The sequence below is a fragment of the Dechloromonas sp. A34 genome (genome assembly GCF_026261605.1).
Classification (GTDB): Bacteria; Pseudomonadota; Gammaproteobacteria; order Burkholderiales; family Rhodocyclaceae; genus Azonexus.
The window spans coordinates 3,772,391-3,788,495 of sequence record NZ_CP102486.1; the positions used below are offsets into that span (position 1 = coordinate 3,772,391).

The window sequence follows — 16,105 nt, forward strand, 5'->3', positions numbered from 1 at the left end:
AGCGCCCCAACATAACGCGGAATAAATCCATGATGCACATCCGACATAACCTATGGTGCCTGCCCTTTCTGCTGCTGGCGCTGGCCGGCTGCGACCAGGAGTTCAAGCTGGTCGCCGACGACGGAACGGAAACCCGGGGCACAATCATCATCAATGCCAGCCCGCCCAACGAGATTTCCATCACCCTCAAGGGCGAGGAGTTTGCGGGCTATTGGCGCTCCTACGTGGTCGATGAAAGCGAGGCAGTCCGCAAACACTACGGTGCCTGGAGTTCGACCTACAAGAACTATGCGAGCGGCCAGTCGTCGCTCAAGCTGCGCCATGCTCACGCCGTCATGCGTGGCAACAAGGGCTCGTTGATGGAATGCGAGTTCGATTACCGCGGTGAGAAAAACGGGCAAGGCGTTTGCGACCTGGCCGGAACGAAATACCGCTTGCTGTATTGAATTCATTGAGAAAGCCGTTTCCCTTACTTTTGCAGCCCCCAACAGGAGTCGATATGTCCGTCAAAACAAGATTGCTGCTCATGGCCGGCGTCGCAATAGCCTTCAGTATCCTGATCGTTGGATTCGCGATTATCCAGATGGGGCGCCTCGCCGATCTGCAAAACGAGGGTTACAGCAAGACGCAGACGCAGGCTGCGGCGGGCGAGGCTTCACAACTGGGAAGCCAGTTCTATCAGGTGATCGCCGACACGATCATCAACCGCAATGTGGAAGAGTCGAAAAAATTGTTTGCCGACTTGCTCGTCGAGGCCAAGGGCGATCTGGACAAACTGGCCAGGGAAGCCGATACCGCCGAGGAGCGTCAGGCGGTAGCCAACGCCCAGGAGTCGGTAGTCAAGCTGGTCGAGCTTTTCGAGAAGAAGCTGTTACCCATCCTCTCGGAAAAAAACAAGGTCGACGCCGAGCTCAGCAGTCTCGACGGCGAAATCGACAAAAACGTCCAGGGGATTCGCGTACAACTGCAAAAAGTCGCCAAATCCATGAATGCCGAGGCTGAAATTGCCGACCGCGAGTTCGACGCCATCGGCAAGACGGCTATCCGTACGGTGCTGCTGGTTGCCGTCCTCTCGGCGATTGCCCTGGGCATTTTTTCCTTCGTCACGATCCGCGCCATCATCCTGCCCCTCAACGAGGCCCAGCGCGTCACGGCGAGTATCGCGGCCGGCGACCTGTCGCAGGCCGTTCTGCTGAACAATCGGAATGACGAGTTCGGCCAGATGCTGACCTCCTGCGAGAAAATGCGCAACAGCCTGCGCGAAATCGCGCAGGCCTTGCAGGATGGTGCGAACGATATCGCCTCGACCAGCACCCAGCTGGCGGCAACTACGACGCAAATCGCCAAATCGACCGAAACGCAGTCCCAGGAAGCTTCGTCTATGGCCGCCTCGGTCGAGGAACTCTCAGTCAGCATCACCCACATGTCCGACCGGGCGGAGGATGTGCGCGGGGCGGCGACCGATTCCGGGAAGATTGCCGAGCAGGGCGTGCAGGCCGTCACCCGGATGATGGACGAAAATCAACGGACAGCTCACAACATCGAAGACGCGGCCACGCAGATCCGTAACCTTGGTGCGCTGTCCGACCGGATTTCAACGATCGTCAAGGTCATTCGCGAGGTTGCCGAGCAGACCAATCTGTTGGCGCTGAATGCCGCCATCGAAGCGGCGCGGGCCGGTGAGCAGGGGCGCGGCTTTGCCGTCGTTGCCGACGAAGTGCGCAAGCTGGCCGAGCGGACCGGCAAATCGACCAGCGATATCACCGTAGTCATTGAAGACGTGCAGCGGGCGACGCTGGCGGCAGTCGACACCATGGAAAAAGCGGTCACTGCCGAACGGAACAGCATGGATCTGTCGCACGACGTCAGTAACTCGATCACCAAGATTCGCGACGAATCTTCGCGGGTCGTCTTTGCCGTCGCCGACATTACCGGCGCCCTCCGCGAGCAGGGGACGGCCAGCACCGACATTGCAAGGCGCGTCGAAATGGTTTCTCAAATGGGAGAAGAAAATTGCGCCGCAGTCGAGGAGACCGCGGTCGCCGCCAGCAGTCTGGAAAATCTGGCGGCTCGCCTGAAGATTGCAGCAGGGCGATTCAGGCTTTAAGAGGCTAATGGGATGGTCGCCCCTCCCAGAAACGGCATCAAAGTGCCAAAGTGGCGATAGCAATATCCCACTGAGTGAGAGGAGCGACCGAAATGAAGATTACGACAGTTGGCATCGATCTGGCAAAACAGCTCTTTCAGGTTCATGGTGTTGATGAGCGAGGAAAGGCGGTGCTCAAGAAGCAACTGAAGCGCGATCAAGTATTGCCGTTTTTCGCCAATTTTCAGTGCTGCCTGATCGGCCTGGAAGCCTGTGGTGGCGCTCATTTTTGGGCGAACAAACTGCAGGCGATGGGCCATACGGTGAAACTGATGGCACCGCAGTTTGTAAAGCCGTATGTGAAGAGTAATAAGAACGATGTGGCCGATGCCGAGGCGATTTGTGAGGCGGTAAGTCGACCAAACATGCGCTTTGTGCCAATCAAGACAGGCGAACAGCAAGCAGTTCTGGCACTGCATCGAGCCCGCCAAGGCTTCGTCAAGGCGAGAACGGCTCAGGCCAACCAGATTCGTGGCCTGCTGGCTGAATACGGCATCATCATCCCGCAAGGCATTGGGTACATCGGTAAGCGACTGCCCGAGATTCTGGAGGATGCTGAGAACGGCTTGCCTGGCATTTTTCGCCACCTGATTGCACGCCTTGGTGACCACCTCAAAGAGTTGGATCGGCAGGTCCAAGACTTGGAAGTACAAATCCAAGCGTGGCACCGGGAGAGCGTGGCGAGTAGAAAGTTAGCGCAGATTCCCGGCATTGGCCCGATCACGGCAAGCGCCTTGGTAGCATCGATCGGGAATGCGCGGAACTTTGAGAATGGGCGCCAATTGGCAGCTTGGTTAGGGCTGGTACCACGCCAGAACTCCAGCGGCGGCAAGCAAACGCTGCTGGGTATCAGCAAACGAGGCGACACTTATCTGCGAACCCTGCTAATCCACGGAGCACGAGCCGTGGTTCGTATCGCCGAGCACAAAGCTGCCTATGCCGGCAGTTGGCTCGCGGAGGTTATGGGACGACGTCACAAGAACGTGGCCGCAGTGGCACAGGCCAACAAGAACGCTCGAATTGTTTGGGCACTCCTGGCTCACGAGCGAGACTACGAACCCTGCTACGGATCGGCGGCATGAATATGGGTTATCCACAGTGCCGCTGCCCTACGGTCTAAAAGGACCTTCGGCCATCGGCCCCATGGATAACCCTGCAAGGTAACAATACAACGGCAGCAAACATCAAGGAGAACCACCGATTGCACAGGCAATCATGACGTGATGGCGAAATAGGTTAGACCGGGATCGGTGAATGCTGCTGTGAACTTCGTACTTCGGGTACTGGGGGCTGTTGAGCGACCGATCTGCATATTCCATCAGGGACAGAGGCCTTGGCCTCGATCAAAGTCCGGATCTATGGCTGCAATCTCCACCTGTTGAACGTCACTGATTGAGGGCTTGGCAAACCGGGGCGACCATCTATGTTCACAATCATTTGCATGTCGTAAACTGGGGCATGAGAAAGAGATACCCCAGCGATATCAGCAAGGAAGCATTCGAAGAGATCAGGCCCTTGCTGGAAAGCGTGCGCAAACAGACCAAGCCGCGGACGGTTGATTTATATGAAGTGTTCTGCGGCGTGCTGTATTTGCTGAAAAGCGGTTGCCAGTGGCGGATGTTGCCGAGTGAATATCCGAAATGGCGAACGGTGCATGCCTACTTCGCCAAGTGGAGCGAGCCTGGTCCAGACGGTTTCAGCGTCCTGGAGCGGGCTTTAAAAAAATGTGGTTGGCGAGGCTCGTACAAGACAGGGGCGCAAATTCTCGACGAGCTTTTTGATCGTCGACGCGCAGAGCGTCAAGAATACCGATAGCGCGGGCGAGAAAGGCTACGACGCCGGCAAGAAGGTATCGGGGATCAAGCGCCACATTGCGGTCGATACCCAAGGCTTACCCCACGCGATCGCCGTCACGACGGCCGACGTCACAGACCGCAAGGGTGCATTGCTTGCTCTCGGTCGTTGGGCGGCTGATTTGCGAGCCGTGCAGCGCATCTTGGCCGATGGTGGATATGTCGGTCAGCCATTTGCCCAGGCCGTTGAAGAACTGCTCGGCGCTGAGGTTCAAATCGCCAAACGCAGTGAACTGCACACCTTTGCCGTTATGCCTCAGCGCTGGGTGGTTGAGCGATCATTCGCCTGGATCGAAAAATGCCGCCGTTTGTGGAAAAACTGCGAACGCAAGCTCAACACCAGCCTACAGTTCATTCACCTCGCCTTCCTCGCCCTTTTGCTCAAAAGATCGTGAACAGGTTCTAAGGCTCCGGCCTGCCCGAAGCGCCAGCCCGACCAGGGCTAGGCAGCAAAAGGCAGCGCCGGCCAGGAAGGTCACCGCCGCACCAAACTGGTCCCAGAGCAGGCCGGCGGTTGCACTGGCAAGAAGCATGGCCAGACCGCTCATCAGGTTGAAGAAGCCGAAAGCCGTGCCGCGCAGATCGGCCGGCGCCGTATCGGCAACCATGGTCGCCAGCAGGCCTTGGGTCATGCCCATATGCACGCCCCACAGGGCAACGCCACCAAGGACGACCGCCCAGTGGCTGCTGCTGGCCAATACCAGGTCGGCGGCCACCAGCACGGCCAGGCCGCCGCCCAGCAGGCGGGTGTGGCTCATGCGGTCGGCCAGTTTGCCGAAGGGATAAGCCGCGGCGGCATAGATCAGGTTCATCGCCACCATCACGAGCGGCACCAGCGCCAGCGAAATCCCGCCCTCAGCGGCACGCAGGACGAGAAAGGCTTCGCTGAAACGGGCCAGCGTAAACACCGCGCCGATGCCGACCACCCACCAGTAGCTTGTTCCCAGGCGGCGCAGGTTTTCCCGGGTGATCGGATTGGTGCGCAGGGCAGCAGGACGACCGGTCGGTTCGTGCACGCCGAACAGCAACAAGGCTACGGCCAACATGCCGGGAATGACCGCCACCCAGAACACCGCGCGAAAATCGTTGGCCCACAACAGCATCAGCCCGACCGCCAGCAGCGGCCCGAGAAAGGCGCCGACCGTATCGAGCGACTGACGCAGGCCGAATGCCGCGCCGCGCATGCCTTCCGGCGTCAGGTCGGCAACCAGCGCATCGCGCGGTGCCCCGCGGATACCCTTGCCAACCCGGTCGATGAGGCGGGCGCCAAGGACCACGCCAATGCCCGGCGCCCAGGCAAACAGCGGCTTGCTCAATGCCCCCAGGGCATAGCCGAAGACGGCCAGCCCTTTACGCCGGCCGAGGTAGTCGCTGAGGACACCGGAAAATACCTTGACGATCAGTGCCGTGGCTTCGGCCAGCCCTTCGATCAGGCCGACGATGAATGCGCTAGCCCCGAGGGCCGTCACCATGAACAGGGGCAGCAGGCTGTGGATCATCTCCGACGAGATATCCATCAGCATGCTGACAAAACCCAGCACCCAGACACCGGCCGGAATCCGGTTTGCCCCCACCTTCGTCTGCCCCATGACGACTCCAAGCTACCTGCCGCGCAGGCCAAGACCGCAGTTTAACGATGTCCGGGCGGCGTTTTGCCAGGCGCGCAGCAAGCCCCTGTTTTTTAAGCTCATCGGCGAGCCATGGCACAAATACTGCGTATATCCAGCAAGCGACTAAGCCCTTTTCGTGTCAGGTATAATCGCCGGTTTAGTCGACCCCGTTCGCGCCTGGAGTATCCCTATGCAACATCGCAACGTTCTGTCGCTGTTTCGCCGCATTGCCGGCGCCAGTCTGGGCGCCACCGCCCTGGCGCTATCCGCACCGACACTGGCCGAATCCGCCAACAACTTCCCGCTGATTTCCCTGCTCATGCCGACGCTGGCCGAGCCCGCCGTCGTCAGCCCGGAAAGCGCGCTGACCATTCACGAAGTACGCGCCGCACCGACGCCGCCCGGCACCATCGACCTGACCGCCAGCACCGACAATCTGTGGGATCGTCTGCGCAACGGCTTCGCGATGACCAACCTGAACGACGACCTGGTACTCCATTACCAACAGTGGTATCAGAATCGCCCGGACGCGCTGCGCCGCATGGTCGAACGCAGCCGTCCCTACCTGCACCACATCGTCGAGGAACTCGAAGCGCGCGGCATGCCGACCGAACTGGCGCTGCTGCCAATGGTCGAAAGCTCGTTCAACCCGATGGCCTACTCGCGCGCTCATGCCGCCGGCCTCTGGCAATTCATCCCGGCCACCGGCAAGCGTTTCAACCTGGAACAGAACTGGTGGCAGGACGAGCGCCGCGATATCGTCGCCTCGACCGGGGCCGCCCTCGACTACCTGCAGACCATCTACGACATGCACGGCGACTGGCACCTGGCGCTCGCCTCCTACAACTGGGGCGAAGGCGCGGTCAAACGGGCCGTCGAGAAAAACACGGCACGCGGCCTGCCGACCGACTACGCGAGTCTGAACATGCCGAACGAAACCCGGCATTACGTCCCCAAGCTGCAGGCGCTGAAGAACATCTTCGGCAACCCGGTGCTGATGGTGCAACTCGGCCTGCCGGAGGTCATGAACCGCCCCTATTTCGCGACCATCGATACCGAAAAGCCGATGGATGTGAAAACCGCAGCCCGTCTGGCCAACATGCCTCTGGCGGAGTTTCTGGTCCTCAACCCCTCGCATAACCGGCCGGTGATCAAGGCCGATTCGGCAGTCGTCCTGCCCGCCGACAAGCTGGAAACCTTCCGCAGCAACCTGGAAAAATATTCGGCGCCGCTGACCGAATGGCAAACCTACACCCTCAAGCACGGTGAAAAGCTCGACAAGGTGGCCCCGCGTTTCGGCATTGCCCTGCCTGAACTGCTGCGCGTCAATGGCCTGCCGGAAAGAGTGCGCCTGAGAGCCGGTTCGACCTTGCTGGTACCGGCCGGCAATGGCGCCGACGACCTGGCCAGCTTGTCGGATGCGCCGGCGCTGACCCAGATTATCGAACCGGAACCGGTCGTCAAATCGCGTGGCCGGGCGACCAAATCCGGCAAGGGCAGTAAAACGGAAGCGATGCTGAGCGCCAAGGGTCCGAAATCCGCTGGCAAAGCCCCCAAGGCGGTATCCGGCAAGGAACGCAAGCTGGCCTCAGCCGGCGCCGGCAAATCCGCCGCCAAGTCGGCCAAGGCCGGTAACGCCAAACCTGCTGCATCTTCCAAGGTCGCCAAGGCCGGCAACGGCCGGCGCAGCTGATCAAGCCTTCAAATGGCAGTTGACCGTATGGGTCGCTGAAAGCTCGCTGGTTTCCGGGTAGCGCTGACGGCAGACATCCATCGCCTGCGGGCAGCGCGGATGGAAATGGCAACCTTGCGGCGGATTGGCCGGCGACGGCGTTTCGCCGGGCAGGCGGATGACCGCGGTGTGGGCATCGAGCCGGGGCGCTGGCACCGCCGACAGCAGGGCCTGCGTGTACGGGTGCTGCGGCGCACGCAGCACATCCTCCGCCCGGCCCCGCTCGACGATGCGGCCGAGGTACATCACCGCCACGTCGTGCGCCAGGTACTCGACCACCGCGAAATTGTGGGTGATGAACAGGTAGGCGACGCCCAACTCCTCCTGCAATTTTTTCAGCAGATTGAGAATCTGCGCCTGCACCGAGACATCGAGCGCCGAGGTCGGCTCGTCGCAGATCAGCAGTTCGGGCTGCACGGCCAGGGCGCGGGCGATGGCGATGCGCTGGCGCTGGCCGCCCGAGAATTCGTGCGGATAACGCCCGGCCGCCTCGTCGGGCAGACCGACCTGCTTGAGCAGCGCGGCCACTGCATCGGTCGGCACGGTCGAAGCGGCCTCGACGGTCAGCGCCGTCATGCCCTCGGCGATGATTTCGCCGACCCGCATGCGCGGATTGAGCGAGGCGAACGGATCCTGGAAAACCATCTGCATGTGACGGCGTGCCGCGCGCAGGCGCTTCGGCTTCATGCCGACCAGTTCGCTGCCGCCGATGCGGACGCTGCCCGCCGTCGGTTTGATCAGTTGCAGCAGCGCCTTGCCGACCGTCGTCTTGCCGCAGCCGGATTCGCCGACCAGGGCCAGCGTGCGGCCGGCGGCAATCGCCAGTGACACGCCGTCGACTGCCCGGACATGGCCGACAGTACGCTGCAACAAGCCACGGCGGATCGGAAAATGGACTTTCAGATCGCCGACTTCGAGAAAAGCGCGGCCCGGTTCGAGATTCAGGTCGGTGACTTCATGGCGTACGCTGGCGCCCTCCCCGGCCTCACCCTGCCAATGGCAACGGACAACGTGCGCAGCACCGACCTCGCGCCAGGGTGGCGAAACCTCCCGGCACACCGGCATTACGTGCCGACACCGATCAGCGAACCGGCAACCGCCCGGCATCGCCGACAGCACCGGCACCTGGCCGGGGATCGTCGTCAGCTTGAGGCCGCGCCGCGAGACTTCCGGCAAGGCGGCAAACAGGGCCTGGGTATAGGGATGGCGCGGCTGCCCGAAGAAGTGCTCGCGGCTTGCCACCTCAACCAGCTCGCCGGCATACATGACGCCGATGCGATGCGCCATGCGGGCGACGACGCCGAGATCGTGGGTGATCAGCAGCATGCCCATGCCACGTTCGGCCTGCAGTTTGCTCAGCAGGTCGAGAATCTGCGCCTGGACGGTGACATCGAGGGCCGTGGTCGGCTCGTCGGCGATCAGCAGTTCCGGCTCCCCGGCCAGCGCGATGGCGATCATCACCCTCTGCTTCATGCCGCCGGACAGCTGGAAGGGATATTCGGTAAGGCGGCGTTCGGGATCGGCGATGCCGACCAGGCGCAGCAGCTCGACCATGCGGGTGGTCGCTGCCGGGCCGGACAGGCCGCGATGGCGTTCGAGTACTTCGCCGATCTGGCGGCCGACGGTCAGCACCGGGTTCAGGCTGGTCGCCGGTTCCTGGAAGATCATCGCCATCCGGCCGCCGCGGTAGGCCCGCATTTCGGCTTCGGAGAGCGTCAGCAGTTCGGTGCCACCGAGCCGGACGCTGCCGTCGAGGATGCGCCCGGCGGCTGGCAGCAAACGCATGATGCCCTGCGCCGTGGCCGACTTGCCGCAGCCCGATTCGCCGAGTAAGGCAAAAGTTTCGCCGGCGGCGATGGCGAACGAAATGCCATCGACCGCAGCCAGTATCTTTTTCCCGGCAGTGAAGCCGAGGCGGAAGTTGTCGACCTTCAACATTTATACAGCCCTCGGGTCGAATGCATCGCGCACCGCGTCGGCGAACAGGTTGGCGGCCAGCACCAGGATGAACATCGCCGAGAAGGCCGCCGCCAGCGACCACCAGACCACCGGTTCGCGGCCGAGTTCCATGCGGGCGTTGTTGATCATCGTGCCGAAGCTGGTCATGCTCGGATCGACACCAATGCCGACGTAGGAAAGCACGGCTTCGGCCAGCACCAGGCCAGAGAAATCCATGACCAGTGCGATGATCACGATGTGCATCAGGTTGGGCAGGATGTGGCGGACGATGATGCGCCCGTTCGAGACGCCGAAGGCCTGCGCCGCCTGGATGTATTCAAGTTCGCGCAGCTTCAGCGTCTCGCCGCGCAGCAGCCGGCACAACCCGGTCCAGCTGGTGATGCCGAGAATGAAGCAGAGGGCGAGCAGGCGGAGATCGGCGCGTTCGGCGGCAGTCGAGAACCACTGCGGATGGGTGTCGATGACCACCTGCATCATCAGTACCGCGGCGGCGATCAGCAGCACGCCGGGAATCGAGTTGAGCACGGTGTAGATGTACTGGATCACGTCATCGACCCAGCCGCGGAAATAGCCGGCGACGATGCCGAGCAGCACCGCCATCGGCAGCATGACCAGGGTCGTCACTAGGCCGATGATCAGGCCGGTACGCACGCTTTTGAGGATCTGATAGAGCACGTCCTGGCCGACCTTGTCGGTGCCGAAGACGTGGTACTGACCGGCCAGCCAGAACAGCGGCACGACGAGCAGCAGCATCAGGCCGAGCGTGATCAGCATGGCATTCCAGGCGAAAGCGGTTTCGCCGCGCCATATTTTCCGCCAGCCCGCTGCGTCGCCTGGCGCACGGCGGCGATTGACCGCAACGCTCGCCATGCCGGCCACGGACAACCAGGCCAGCAAGGCCACCACGCCGGCACGCAAGGCGGTGAAGCCGGCATCGCTCGCCACCGCGTCCTCGCGTTCGCCGAGATGTTTGCCGCCGTACCTCAGACGCGGATAGTCGCGCACCGTGCCGCCGCCCGGCAGATCGATGGTTTCCTTGGCGTAGAGTCGCGTCGCGAAGGGTTCGGAATAGGTTTTCTCATTGCGCAAGCGCAGCGGCGCGGCCAGCGCATCGAGCACCGACAGCACCTCGATGGCGTAAGTCACCTTCTGGTCCGCCTTGCCATCCATCTGCACACGGTAGTGCAGCGAATCGAGCAAGCCGATCAGCACAAAGGCCAGCAAAATGGTGGCCGAGGCCATGCCCACCCGGTTGGCACCGACCCGCCGCCAGGCGGCGAGCAGCGGCGGACTCTTGGCGATCAGCAGGCCGAAGCCGACCCCGGCGGCGACCAGCAGCCAGATCAGGATGTCCGACCAGAGAACCACGATCTGGAAGCCCGTCATTCGAAGCGGATCCGCGGATCGACCACGGTGTAGGAGATGTCGGTCAGGATCAGGCCGACGATGTAGAGCACCGAGCCGATGAAGACCATCGAGCGCACGACGGCGAAGTCCTGGGCGTTGATCGCATCGATGGTGTAGCTGCCGAGGCCGGGAATGCCGAAGAAGGATTCGGTCAGCAGCGAGCCCATGAAGAGCAGCGGAATGACCACCACGATGCCGGTCATGATCGGGATCAGCGCATTGCGCAGGATGTGGCGGAAGAAGACCACGGTTTCCGCCAGGCCTTTGGCGCGGGCGGTGCGAACGTAGTCCTTGCTGACTTCTTCGAGGAAGATGGTGCGGTACCAGCGGGCCGAGGAGCCAATGCCGGAAACCACGCCGATCAGCACCGGCAGGATCAGGAAACGCCAGGCTTCCAGCCCGCCCCGAAACCGGAAATCGGCACCAGCCGCCAGATCTTGCTGATCAGGTATTGGCCGCCGATGATGTAGAACAACCCAGAGATCGACATCATCGCGACGCAGAGCACGACGCCCCAGAAGTCGAAGGCAGTGGCGCGGAAGAAGGCCAGGGTCAGCGCAAAAGTCACCGTGACGAACAGGCCGAGGATGAAGGTCGGCAGCGCGATGGCCAGCGAGGGCCCCATGCGGCCGGCAATTTCGCGGGCGATGTCGCGGCCGTCCTCGGCACGGCCGAAGTCGCCGACGAACATGCGGGCCGATTTCTGGAAGAACACGGTATCGGTGAACACGGCCGTTCCCGCAGCCGCCTCGTTGATCAGCAGCGGCTTGTCGTAGCCGCGCTCGACCTTCCATTTCTGGATCGCCTCCGGGGTCACCCGTTTGACGCCCAACTGCATGCGCGCCATGTCGTCCGGCGTGTTGACCACGAAGAACAGCGCGAAGGTGATCAGGTTCACCCCGATCAGGATCGGGATGGCGTAGAGGAGGCGGCGGACGATGTAGGCGAGCACAGGCGGATTATGCCAAGACCCGGTTCAGGATCAACACCATCAGCGCAACTATCGCCAGCCCCCAGCCCGCTACCGCATAGTCCGAGCGCAGCGGCGGTTCGGCCGGCGCCAGCGGATCGCGGAATTCATCTGGAAAAGGTCGCGGCGGCACCGGGACGATCTGCTGATCGGCCGGGTCCTTCGGCAGCCGCGCCCGATACTCGACGCTGTTTTCCACCGGATAGTCGCCCCAGGCCCGGCTCGAGGGAAACTGCGGCACGCGGACAAGCAGGATTTCACCGATGTCATCGCCGAGCAGGCGCTCGAATTCGCTCAAGGGGCGGCCGCCCTGCCCGCTCGCCAGGCGCAGCAGATCGGCGCCCATTTCCTCGAAAGCCGCCGCCGGGTAGAGCCGGGTCTGGTCCTCGCTCAGGTAATCGAACATCTTCTTGCCCTGGCGCAGGCTCAACTCCCGGATGGCCGTCAGCGGCAGCGCAAGCATTGCCTTCAGCCAGCTTTCCGCACCGCGCGCCACCACCTGCCAGCCCAGCGCGCGGGCCGTCGACACACTGATTCCGGTGCAGTTGGTGTGGCCGTGGTGATAGGCGAAGCGGTGGCGGTAGAACTGGTCATAGACCCGCCCGAGTGCCGATTGCAGGTGGGTGGCCGTCCGCGCATCGTTGAGAATCGCCACCAGCATGTATGACGGCCGGTACCAGGCCTGGCCGCTGTTGAGGTTGCCGAGGTAATTGTCGAGCGGCACGGGCGCGGCGATGATGCCCTTCTCGCTTTCCGTATCCAGCGTATAGAAATTGTTGACCAGCCAGTCGTCGATCGCGCCCTGCTCGCCAAGGTAGCCGGTCATCAGCGCAAAATGGCCGCTGTGCGCCTCGTCGTCGTCGCCCTGCGCACCATTCAGCATCAGGCCAAGGACCGCTTGGCCGGCCTGCGGCCCGTTTGAGCCCGGCCGCCGCCAGACGGATTCGACTGAAAACGGCTCGCGGGCACCACCGCTGGGCTGCGCCCGCACCCAGACGCGCAGCGCCGCCGGCTCGGCCGCCATTTCGCTCCGGACCGGATTTTCCGGCAGCCGGAAGTTCTCCGGCCAGAAGCTGCGCGCAACAAAAGTCTGCTCTGCATGCTGCCCGCGCAGTTTCAGCGGCTGCCCGCAAAAATAAACTTCACTGCTCCGGTCGAAATAGGCGCGGTTCAGGGGCAGGCGCGGGACAAGTTCAAGGGCCATCTGACCTCCGTCGGGGCGCGCCACCCGGCCCTCGACGCCCAGTTCGACCCGCCGCAAGACGTCAGGCGCCCCCAGCCAGATCAGCGGCGGCGGCGCCAGCTCGCTCCCCACCGAGGTTGCGGCGTGCCAGGCACGCAGATCGTCCCACACCGACAAGCGGTGTTGCGCCCCAACCCCGGCCATACGGTCCTTGGCAACGGCGACGGTTTCGTGCCGAAAATACCAGAGCGCCGGTTGCGCCAGCTCCTCGGCCAGGGCATGGCCGGTGGTGACGACAAAGCGTTCGCAGGGGAAGAGACCGTAGGCAGGCATCGGTTGCATTCTGGCCGATCTGGGGCGAATGTGGGTTACAATGCGCGCCCTGAAAACAAAAAAGCCCGTGAAATCACGGGCTTATCTGCACAATTCGCTGTGGCGGAGAGGGTGGGATTCGAACCCACGGTACCTTGCAGTACGCCTGATTTCGAGTCAGGTACATTCGACCACTCTGCCACCTCTCCGCAGCGGGCCGCATAATAGCACAACAGATGCACTGGATGAAAAGACTGTTACCGCTGGGCATGACTATTTTCCTCGCCGCGTGTGGGGACTGGTCGTTCACGCCGCTGCCGTTCCCGACGCCAGCGCAGCACGACCTTGTCGTTCTGACCCGTGGCGGGCCACTGACCCACCAGACCGACGATGCCGGCAACGCGACCGGCCTCGAACACGACCTGGCCGAAGCCTTTGCCCAGGAACTCGGCGTCGGCGTGAAATACCTCGTCGTTGCCCCCGAGGATATGGCGAAGCGGCTACGCAGCAACGACTACCATATCGCCGCCGCCTGGCTTTCACCGCTGCCAGACAGCGAGATTCGAGCGACGCCACCGATTTTTCAGACCCAGGACACGCTGGCCCAGAACGACGCCTCGCTACCGCTTCGCGAACTTGCCCAACTCAGCGGCAAGACCGTGCATGCGATGGCCGGCTCGCGCCAGGCGGCCAACCTGCATCGCCTGAGCTTGGAAATTCCCGACCTCGCAGTCGTCGAAGTCGGGCACGGCGACATCCTCGATCTGCTCGAATTACTCGGTAACGGGCAAGTCGATTACGTGGCGATGGACAAGAATCTCGAAGACATCGCCAACCAGTTCGTCCCCAACTTGCGGACAACGCTGCTGATCGGCGAGGAGCAGCCCATCGTCTGGCTGCTCGGCGACGCCCCGAATGCGGAACTCGCGGCGCGGGCCAACGCCTTCATCGACCGCATCCAGCGCGACGGCACGCTGGCCAAGCTCGAAGACCGCTATTTCGGCCACGTCCGGCGCCTGAATCAGGCCGACGTAATCAAGTTCCTGGGACAGATCGAAACCAGCCTGCCCAAACTTCGCCAGTACTTCCAGACAGCGGAAGCGGCGACCGGCATCGACTGGCGGCTGCTCGCCGCGGTCGCCTATCACGAGTCGCACTGGGACAGTAACGCCACCAGCCCGACCGGGGTGCGCGGCATCATGATGCTGACCGAGGAAACCGCCGACCGCCTGAAGGTGAGCAACCGTCTTGACCCGCGCGAAAGCATTCTGGCTGGCGCCCGTTACATCAACCTGCTCAAGGACAACCTGCCCGACGACGTCAGGGAGCCGGACCGGACCTGGCTGGCACTGGCCGCCTACAACATCGGCCCCGGCCATTTCAACGCCGCCCGCACTATTGCCAAACAACTGAAGGCCGACCCCAACGCCTGGTTCGAAATGAAACGCATCCTGCCGCTACTGGCCAAACCGCAATACTACGAGCGTCTGAAATCGGGCCGGGCGCGCGGCGGCGAAGCGGTGATCCTGGTCGAGAATATCCGCAGCTACTACGACATCCTCGTCCGCCACGAGCCGCAAGCGCAAATCGCCACCCGTGTGGACGGCATGACCGGCGGCCCGGGACTGAAACTTAAACGCTAAGCTGCTCCAGCCCGCCCATGTAGGGGCGCAGCACGGCTGGCACCGTCACGCTGCCATCGGCATTCTGGAAGTTCTCAAGGATGGCGACCAGCGTCCGGCCAACCGCCAGGCCGGAACCATTCAGGGTATGGCACAACTCGGTCTTGTTCTTGTCGTTGCGAAAACGCGCCTGCATGCGACGGGCCTGGAAGGCGCCGAAATTGGAGCACGAGGAAATTTCGCGATAGGTGTTCTGGGCCGGCAGCCAGACTTCGAGGTCGTAGGTCTTGGCTGCGGAGAAGCCCATGTCGCCCGAACACAGGGCGACACGGCGGTACGGCAGTTCCAGCTTCTCGAGGATCACTTCGGCGTGGCGGGTCAGCGCCTCGTGCGCTGCGGCCGACTGCTCGGGATGCACGACCTGAACCAACTCGACCTTGTCGAACTGGTGCTGGCGGATCATGCCGCGCACGTCGCGGCCGCCGGAACCGGCTTCGGAACGGAAGCACGGCGTATGGCAGACGAACTTCAGCGGCAGCGCCTCGGCGGCGAGGATCTCGTCGCGGACGATATTGGTGACCGGTACTTCGGCGGTCGGAATCAGGTAGAGCGGATCCTGATCGCCGCGCAGCACCTTGAACAGGTCTTCCTCGAACTTGGGCAGCTGGCCGGTGCCGTACAGGCTGGCGGCATTGACCAGATAGGGGGTGTAAACCTCTGTATAGCCATGCTCGGCGCTGTGCGTATCGAGCATGAACTGGGCAAGCGCGCGGTGCAGGCGAGCCAGCCCCCCCTTGAGCAGCGAGAAACGGGAACCGGAAATCTTGGCGGCGGTGCCGAAATCGAGCTGGCCCAGGGCCTCGCCGACATCGGTGTGATCCTTGACCGGGAAATCGAAAGTGCGCGGCGTGCCCCAGCGCTTGATTTCGACATTATCCTTCTCGTCGCTGCCGACCGGCACCGAGTCGTCGGGAATGTTGGGCAGCGCGGCGAGAATGGCGTTGAACTTGTCCAGCAACTCGCCGAGGCGGGCTTCCGAAGCCTTCAACTCGTCGCCGATGGCAGCGACTTGCGCCATTACACCGGAAGCATCCCCGCCCTGCCCCTTGATCATGCCGATCTGCTTGGACAGGCTATTGCGCATGGCCTGCAGATCCTGGGTGCGGGCCTGCAGCGTCTTGCGCTCGGCTTCCAGCGCCTTGAATTCGGAAAAGTCGATCGGCTTGCCGCGCTTGGCGAGGCCATCGGCGACGGCATCGAGATTGGAACGGAGTTGTTGGATGTCGAGCATGGTGCACCTGCAAATTGGTC

The 16,105-nt window shown here is 62.6% G+C and carries 11 protein-coding genes, 1 tRNA gene and 1 pseudogene; 6 read left to right on the forward strand and 7 right to left on the reverse strand.

Annotated elements, in window-relative coordinates; all coding sequences use genetic code 11:
- The first annotated feature begins 29 nt into the window (after positions 1-29).
- The 4 genes from NQE15_RS18850 (at position 30) to NQE15_RS18865 (ending at position 4,394) form a co-directional block, all read left to right on the forward strand.
- A complete protein-coding gene (locus tag NQE15_RS18850; protein WP_265943645.1) occupies positions 30-446 on the forward strand; it encodes a hypothetical protein in 417 nt (138 codons plus the stop codon).
- A 53-nt stretch (positions 447-499) separates the two neighbouring features.
- Positions 500-2,107: a methyl-accepting chemotaxis protein gene (locus tag NQE15_RS18855; protein WP_265943646.1), complete on the forward strand. Its 1,608-nt coding sequence runs from the start codon at positions 500-502 to the stop codon at positions 2,105-2,107.
- Between the two features lie 92 nt (positions 2,108-2,199).
- On the forward strand, positions 2,200-3,228 hold the full coding sequence (locus NQE15_RS18860) for an IS110 family transposase (RefSeq protein WP_265943648.1): 1,029 nt from the start codon (positions 2,200-2,202) through the stop codon (positions 3,226-3,228).
- A 376-nt stretch (positions 3,229-3,604) separates the two neighbouring features.
- A protein-coding gene (locus NQE15_RS18865; protein ID WP_416336476.1) for an IS5 family transposase occupies positions 3,605-4,394 on the forward strand; the annotation gives its coding sequence in 2 pieces (ribosomal slippage) (positions 3,605-3,865 and positions 3,867-4,394; 789 coding nt in all).
- Here the strand turns inward: NQE15_RS18865 and NQE15_RS18870 are convergent.
- A complete protein-coding gene (locus tag NQE15_RS18870) occupies positions 4,344-5,588 on the reverse strand; it encodes an MFS transporter (RefSeq protein WP_265943652.1) in 1,245 nt (414 codons plus the stop codon). The two genes, NQE15_RS18865 and NQE15_RS18870, sit on opposite strands and share 51 nt — an antisense overlap.
- A 211-nt stretch (positions 5,589-5,799) precedes the next feature.
- Between NQE15_RS18870 and NQE15_RS18875 the strand changes: the two genes are divergently transcribed.
- Positions 5,800-7,302, forward strand: coding sequence for a transglycosylase SLT domain-containing protein (locus NQE15_RS18875; RefSeq protein ID WP_265943654.1), 1,503 nt, complete (start codon positions 5,800-5,802; stop codon positions 7,300-7,302).
- On the opposite strand, the gene NQE15_RS18880 is transcribed toward NQE15_RS18875, so the two are convergent.
- The 5 genes and pseudogenes from NQE15_RS18880 to NQE15_RS18900 form a co-directional block, all read right to left on the reverse strand.
- Positions 7,303-9,279 (reverse strand): ABC transporter ATP-binding protein, encoded by a 1,977-nt coding sequence (locus NQE15_RS18880; protein ID WP_265943656.1) that lies wholly within the window; start codon positions 9,277-9,279, stop codon positions 7,303-7,305.
- Positions 9,280-10,686 (reverse strand): ABC transporter permease, encoded by a 1,407-nt coding sequence (locus NQE15_RS18885; protein ID WP_265943658.1) that lies wholly within the window; start codon positions 10,684-10,686, stop codon positions 9,280-9,282.
- Positions 10,683-11,659, reverse strand: a pseudogene (locus NQE15_RS18890) (ABC transporter permease). The gene NQE15_RS18885 and the pseudogene NQE15_RS18890 overlap by 4 nt, the downstream one beginning before the upstream one ends.
- A gap of 7 nt (positions 11,660-11,666) precedes the next feature.
- Entirely contained in the window at positions 11,667-13,193 is a 1,527-nt protein-coding gene (locus tag NQE15_RS18895) for a hypothetical protein (protein WP_265943660.1), read from the reverse strand.
- 100 nt (positions 13,194-13,293) lie between these two features.
- Positions 13,294-13,381, reverse strand: a tRNA-Ser gene (locus NQE15_RS18900).
- Positions 13,382-13,417: 36 nt separating this feature from the next.
- On the opposite strand from NQE15_RS18900, the gene mltF reads away from it, so the two are divergent.
- Positions 13,418-14,815 (forward strand): membrane-bound lytic murein transglycosylase MltF, encoded by a 1,398-nt coding sequence (gene mltF / locus NQE15_RS18905; protein WP_265943662.1) that lies wholly within the window; start codon positions 13,418-13,420, stop codon positions 14,813-14,815.
- Here mltF and serS read toward each other — a convergent pair.
- Positions 14,805-16,085 carry a serine--tRNA ligase gene (gene serS / locus NQE15_RS18910; protein WP_265943664.1) on the reverse strand — a complete coding sequence of 427 codons (1,281 nt, stop codon included), beginning with the start codon at positions 16,083-16,085 and terminating at the stop codon, positions 14,805-14,807. The genes mltF and serS overlap by 11 nt on opposite strands.
- Positions 16,086-16,105 lie beyond the last annotated feature (20 nt).

What these genes read in the sequence shown, in the direction of transcription:
- NQE15_RS18850 (WP_265943645.1), top strand. Translation starts at nt 30, where the DNA reads ATGATGCACATCCGACATAACCTATGGTGCCTGCCCTTTCTGCTGCTG.
- NQE15_RS18855 (WP_265943646.1), top strand. Translation starts at nt 500, where the DNA reads ATGTCCGTCAAAACAAGATTGCTGCTCATGGCCGGCGTCGCAATAGCC.
- NQE15_RS18860 (WP_265943648.1), top strand. Translation starts at nt 2,200, where the DNA reads ATGAAGATTACGACAGTTGGCATCGATCTGGCAAAACAGCTCTTTCAG.
- NQE15_RS18870 (WP_265943652.1), bottom strand. Translation starts at nt 5,588, where the DNA reads ATGGGGCAGACGAAGGTGGGGGCAAACCGGATTCCGGCCGGTGTCTGG.
- NQE15_RS18875 (WP_265943654.1), top strand. Translation starts at nt 5,800, where the DNA reads ATGCAACATCGCAACGTTCTGTCGCTGTTTCGCCGCATTGCCGGCGCC.
- NQE15_RS18880 (WP_265943656.1), bottom strand. Translation starts at nt 9,279, where the DNA reads ATGTTGAAGGTCGACAACTTCCGCCTCGGCTTCACTGCCGGGAAAAAG.
- NQE15_RS18885 (WP_265943658.1), bottom strand. Translation starts at nt 10,686, where the DNA reads ATGACGGGCTTCCAGATCGTGGTTCTCTGGTCGGACATCCTGATCTGG.
- NQE15_RS18895 (WP_265943660.1), bottom strand. Translation starts at nt 13,193, where the DNA reads ATGCCTGCCTACGGTCTCTTCCCCTGCGAACGCTTTGTCGTCACCACC.
- mltF (WP_265943662.1), top strand. Translation starts at nt 13,418, where the DNA reads ATGAAAAGACTGTTACCGCTGGGCATGACTATTTTCCTCGCCGCGTGT.
- serS (WP_265943664.1), bottom strand. Translation starts at nt 16,085, where the DNA reads ATGCTCGACATCCAACAACTCCGTTCCAATCTCGATGCCGTCGCCGAT.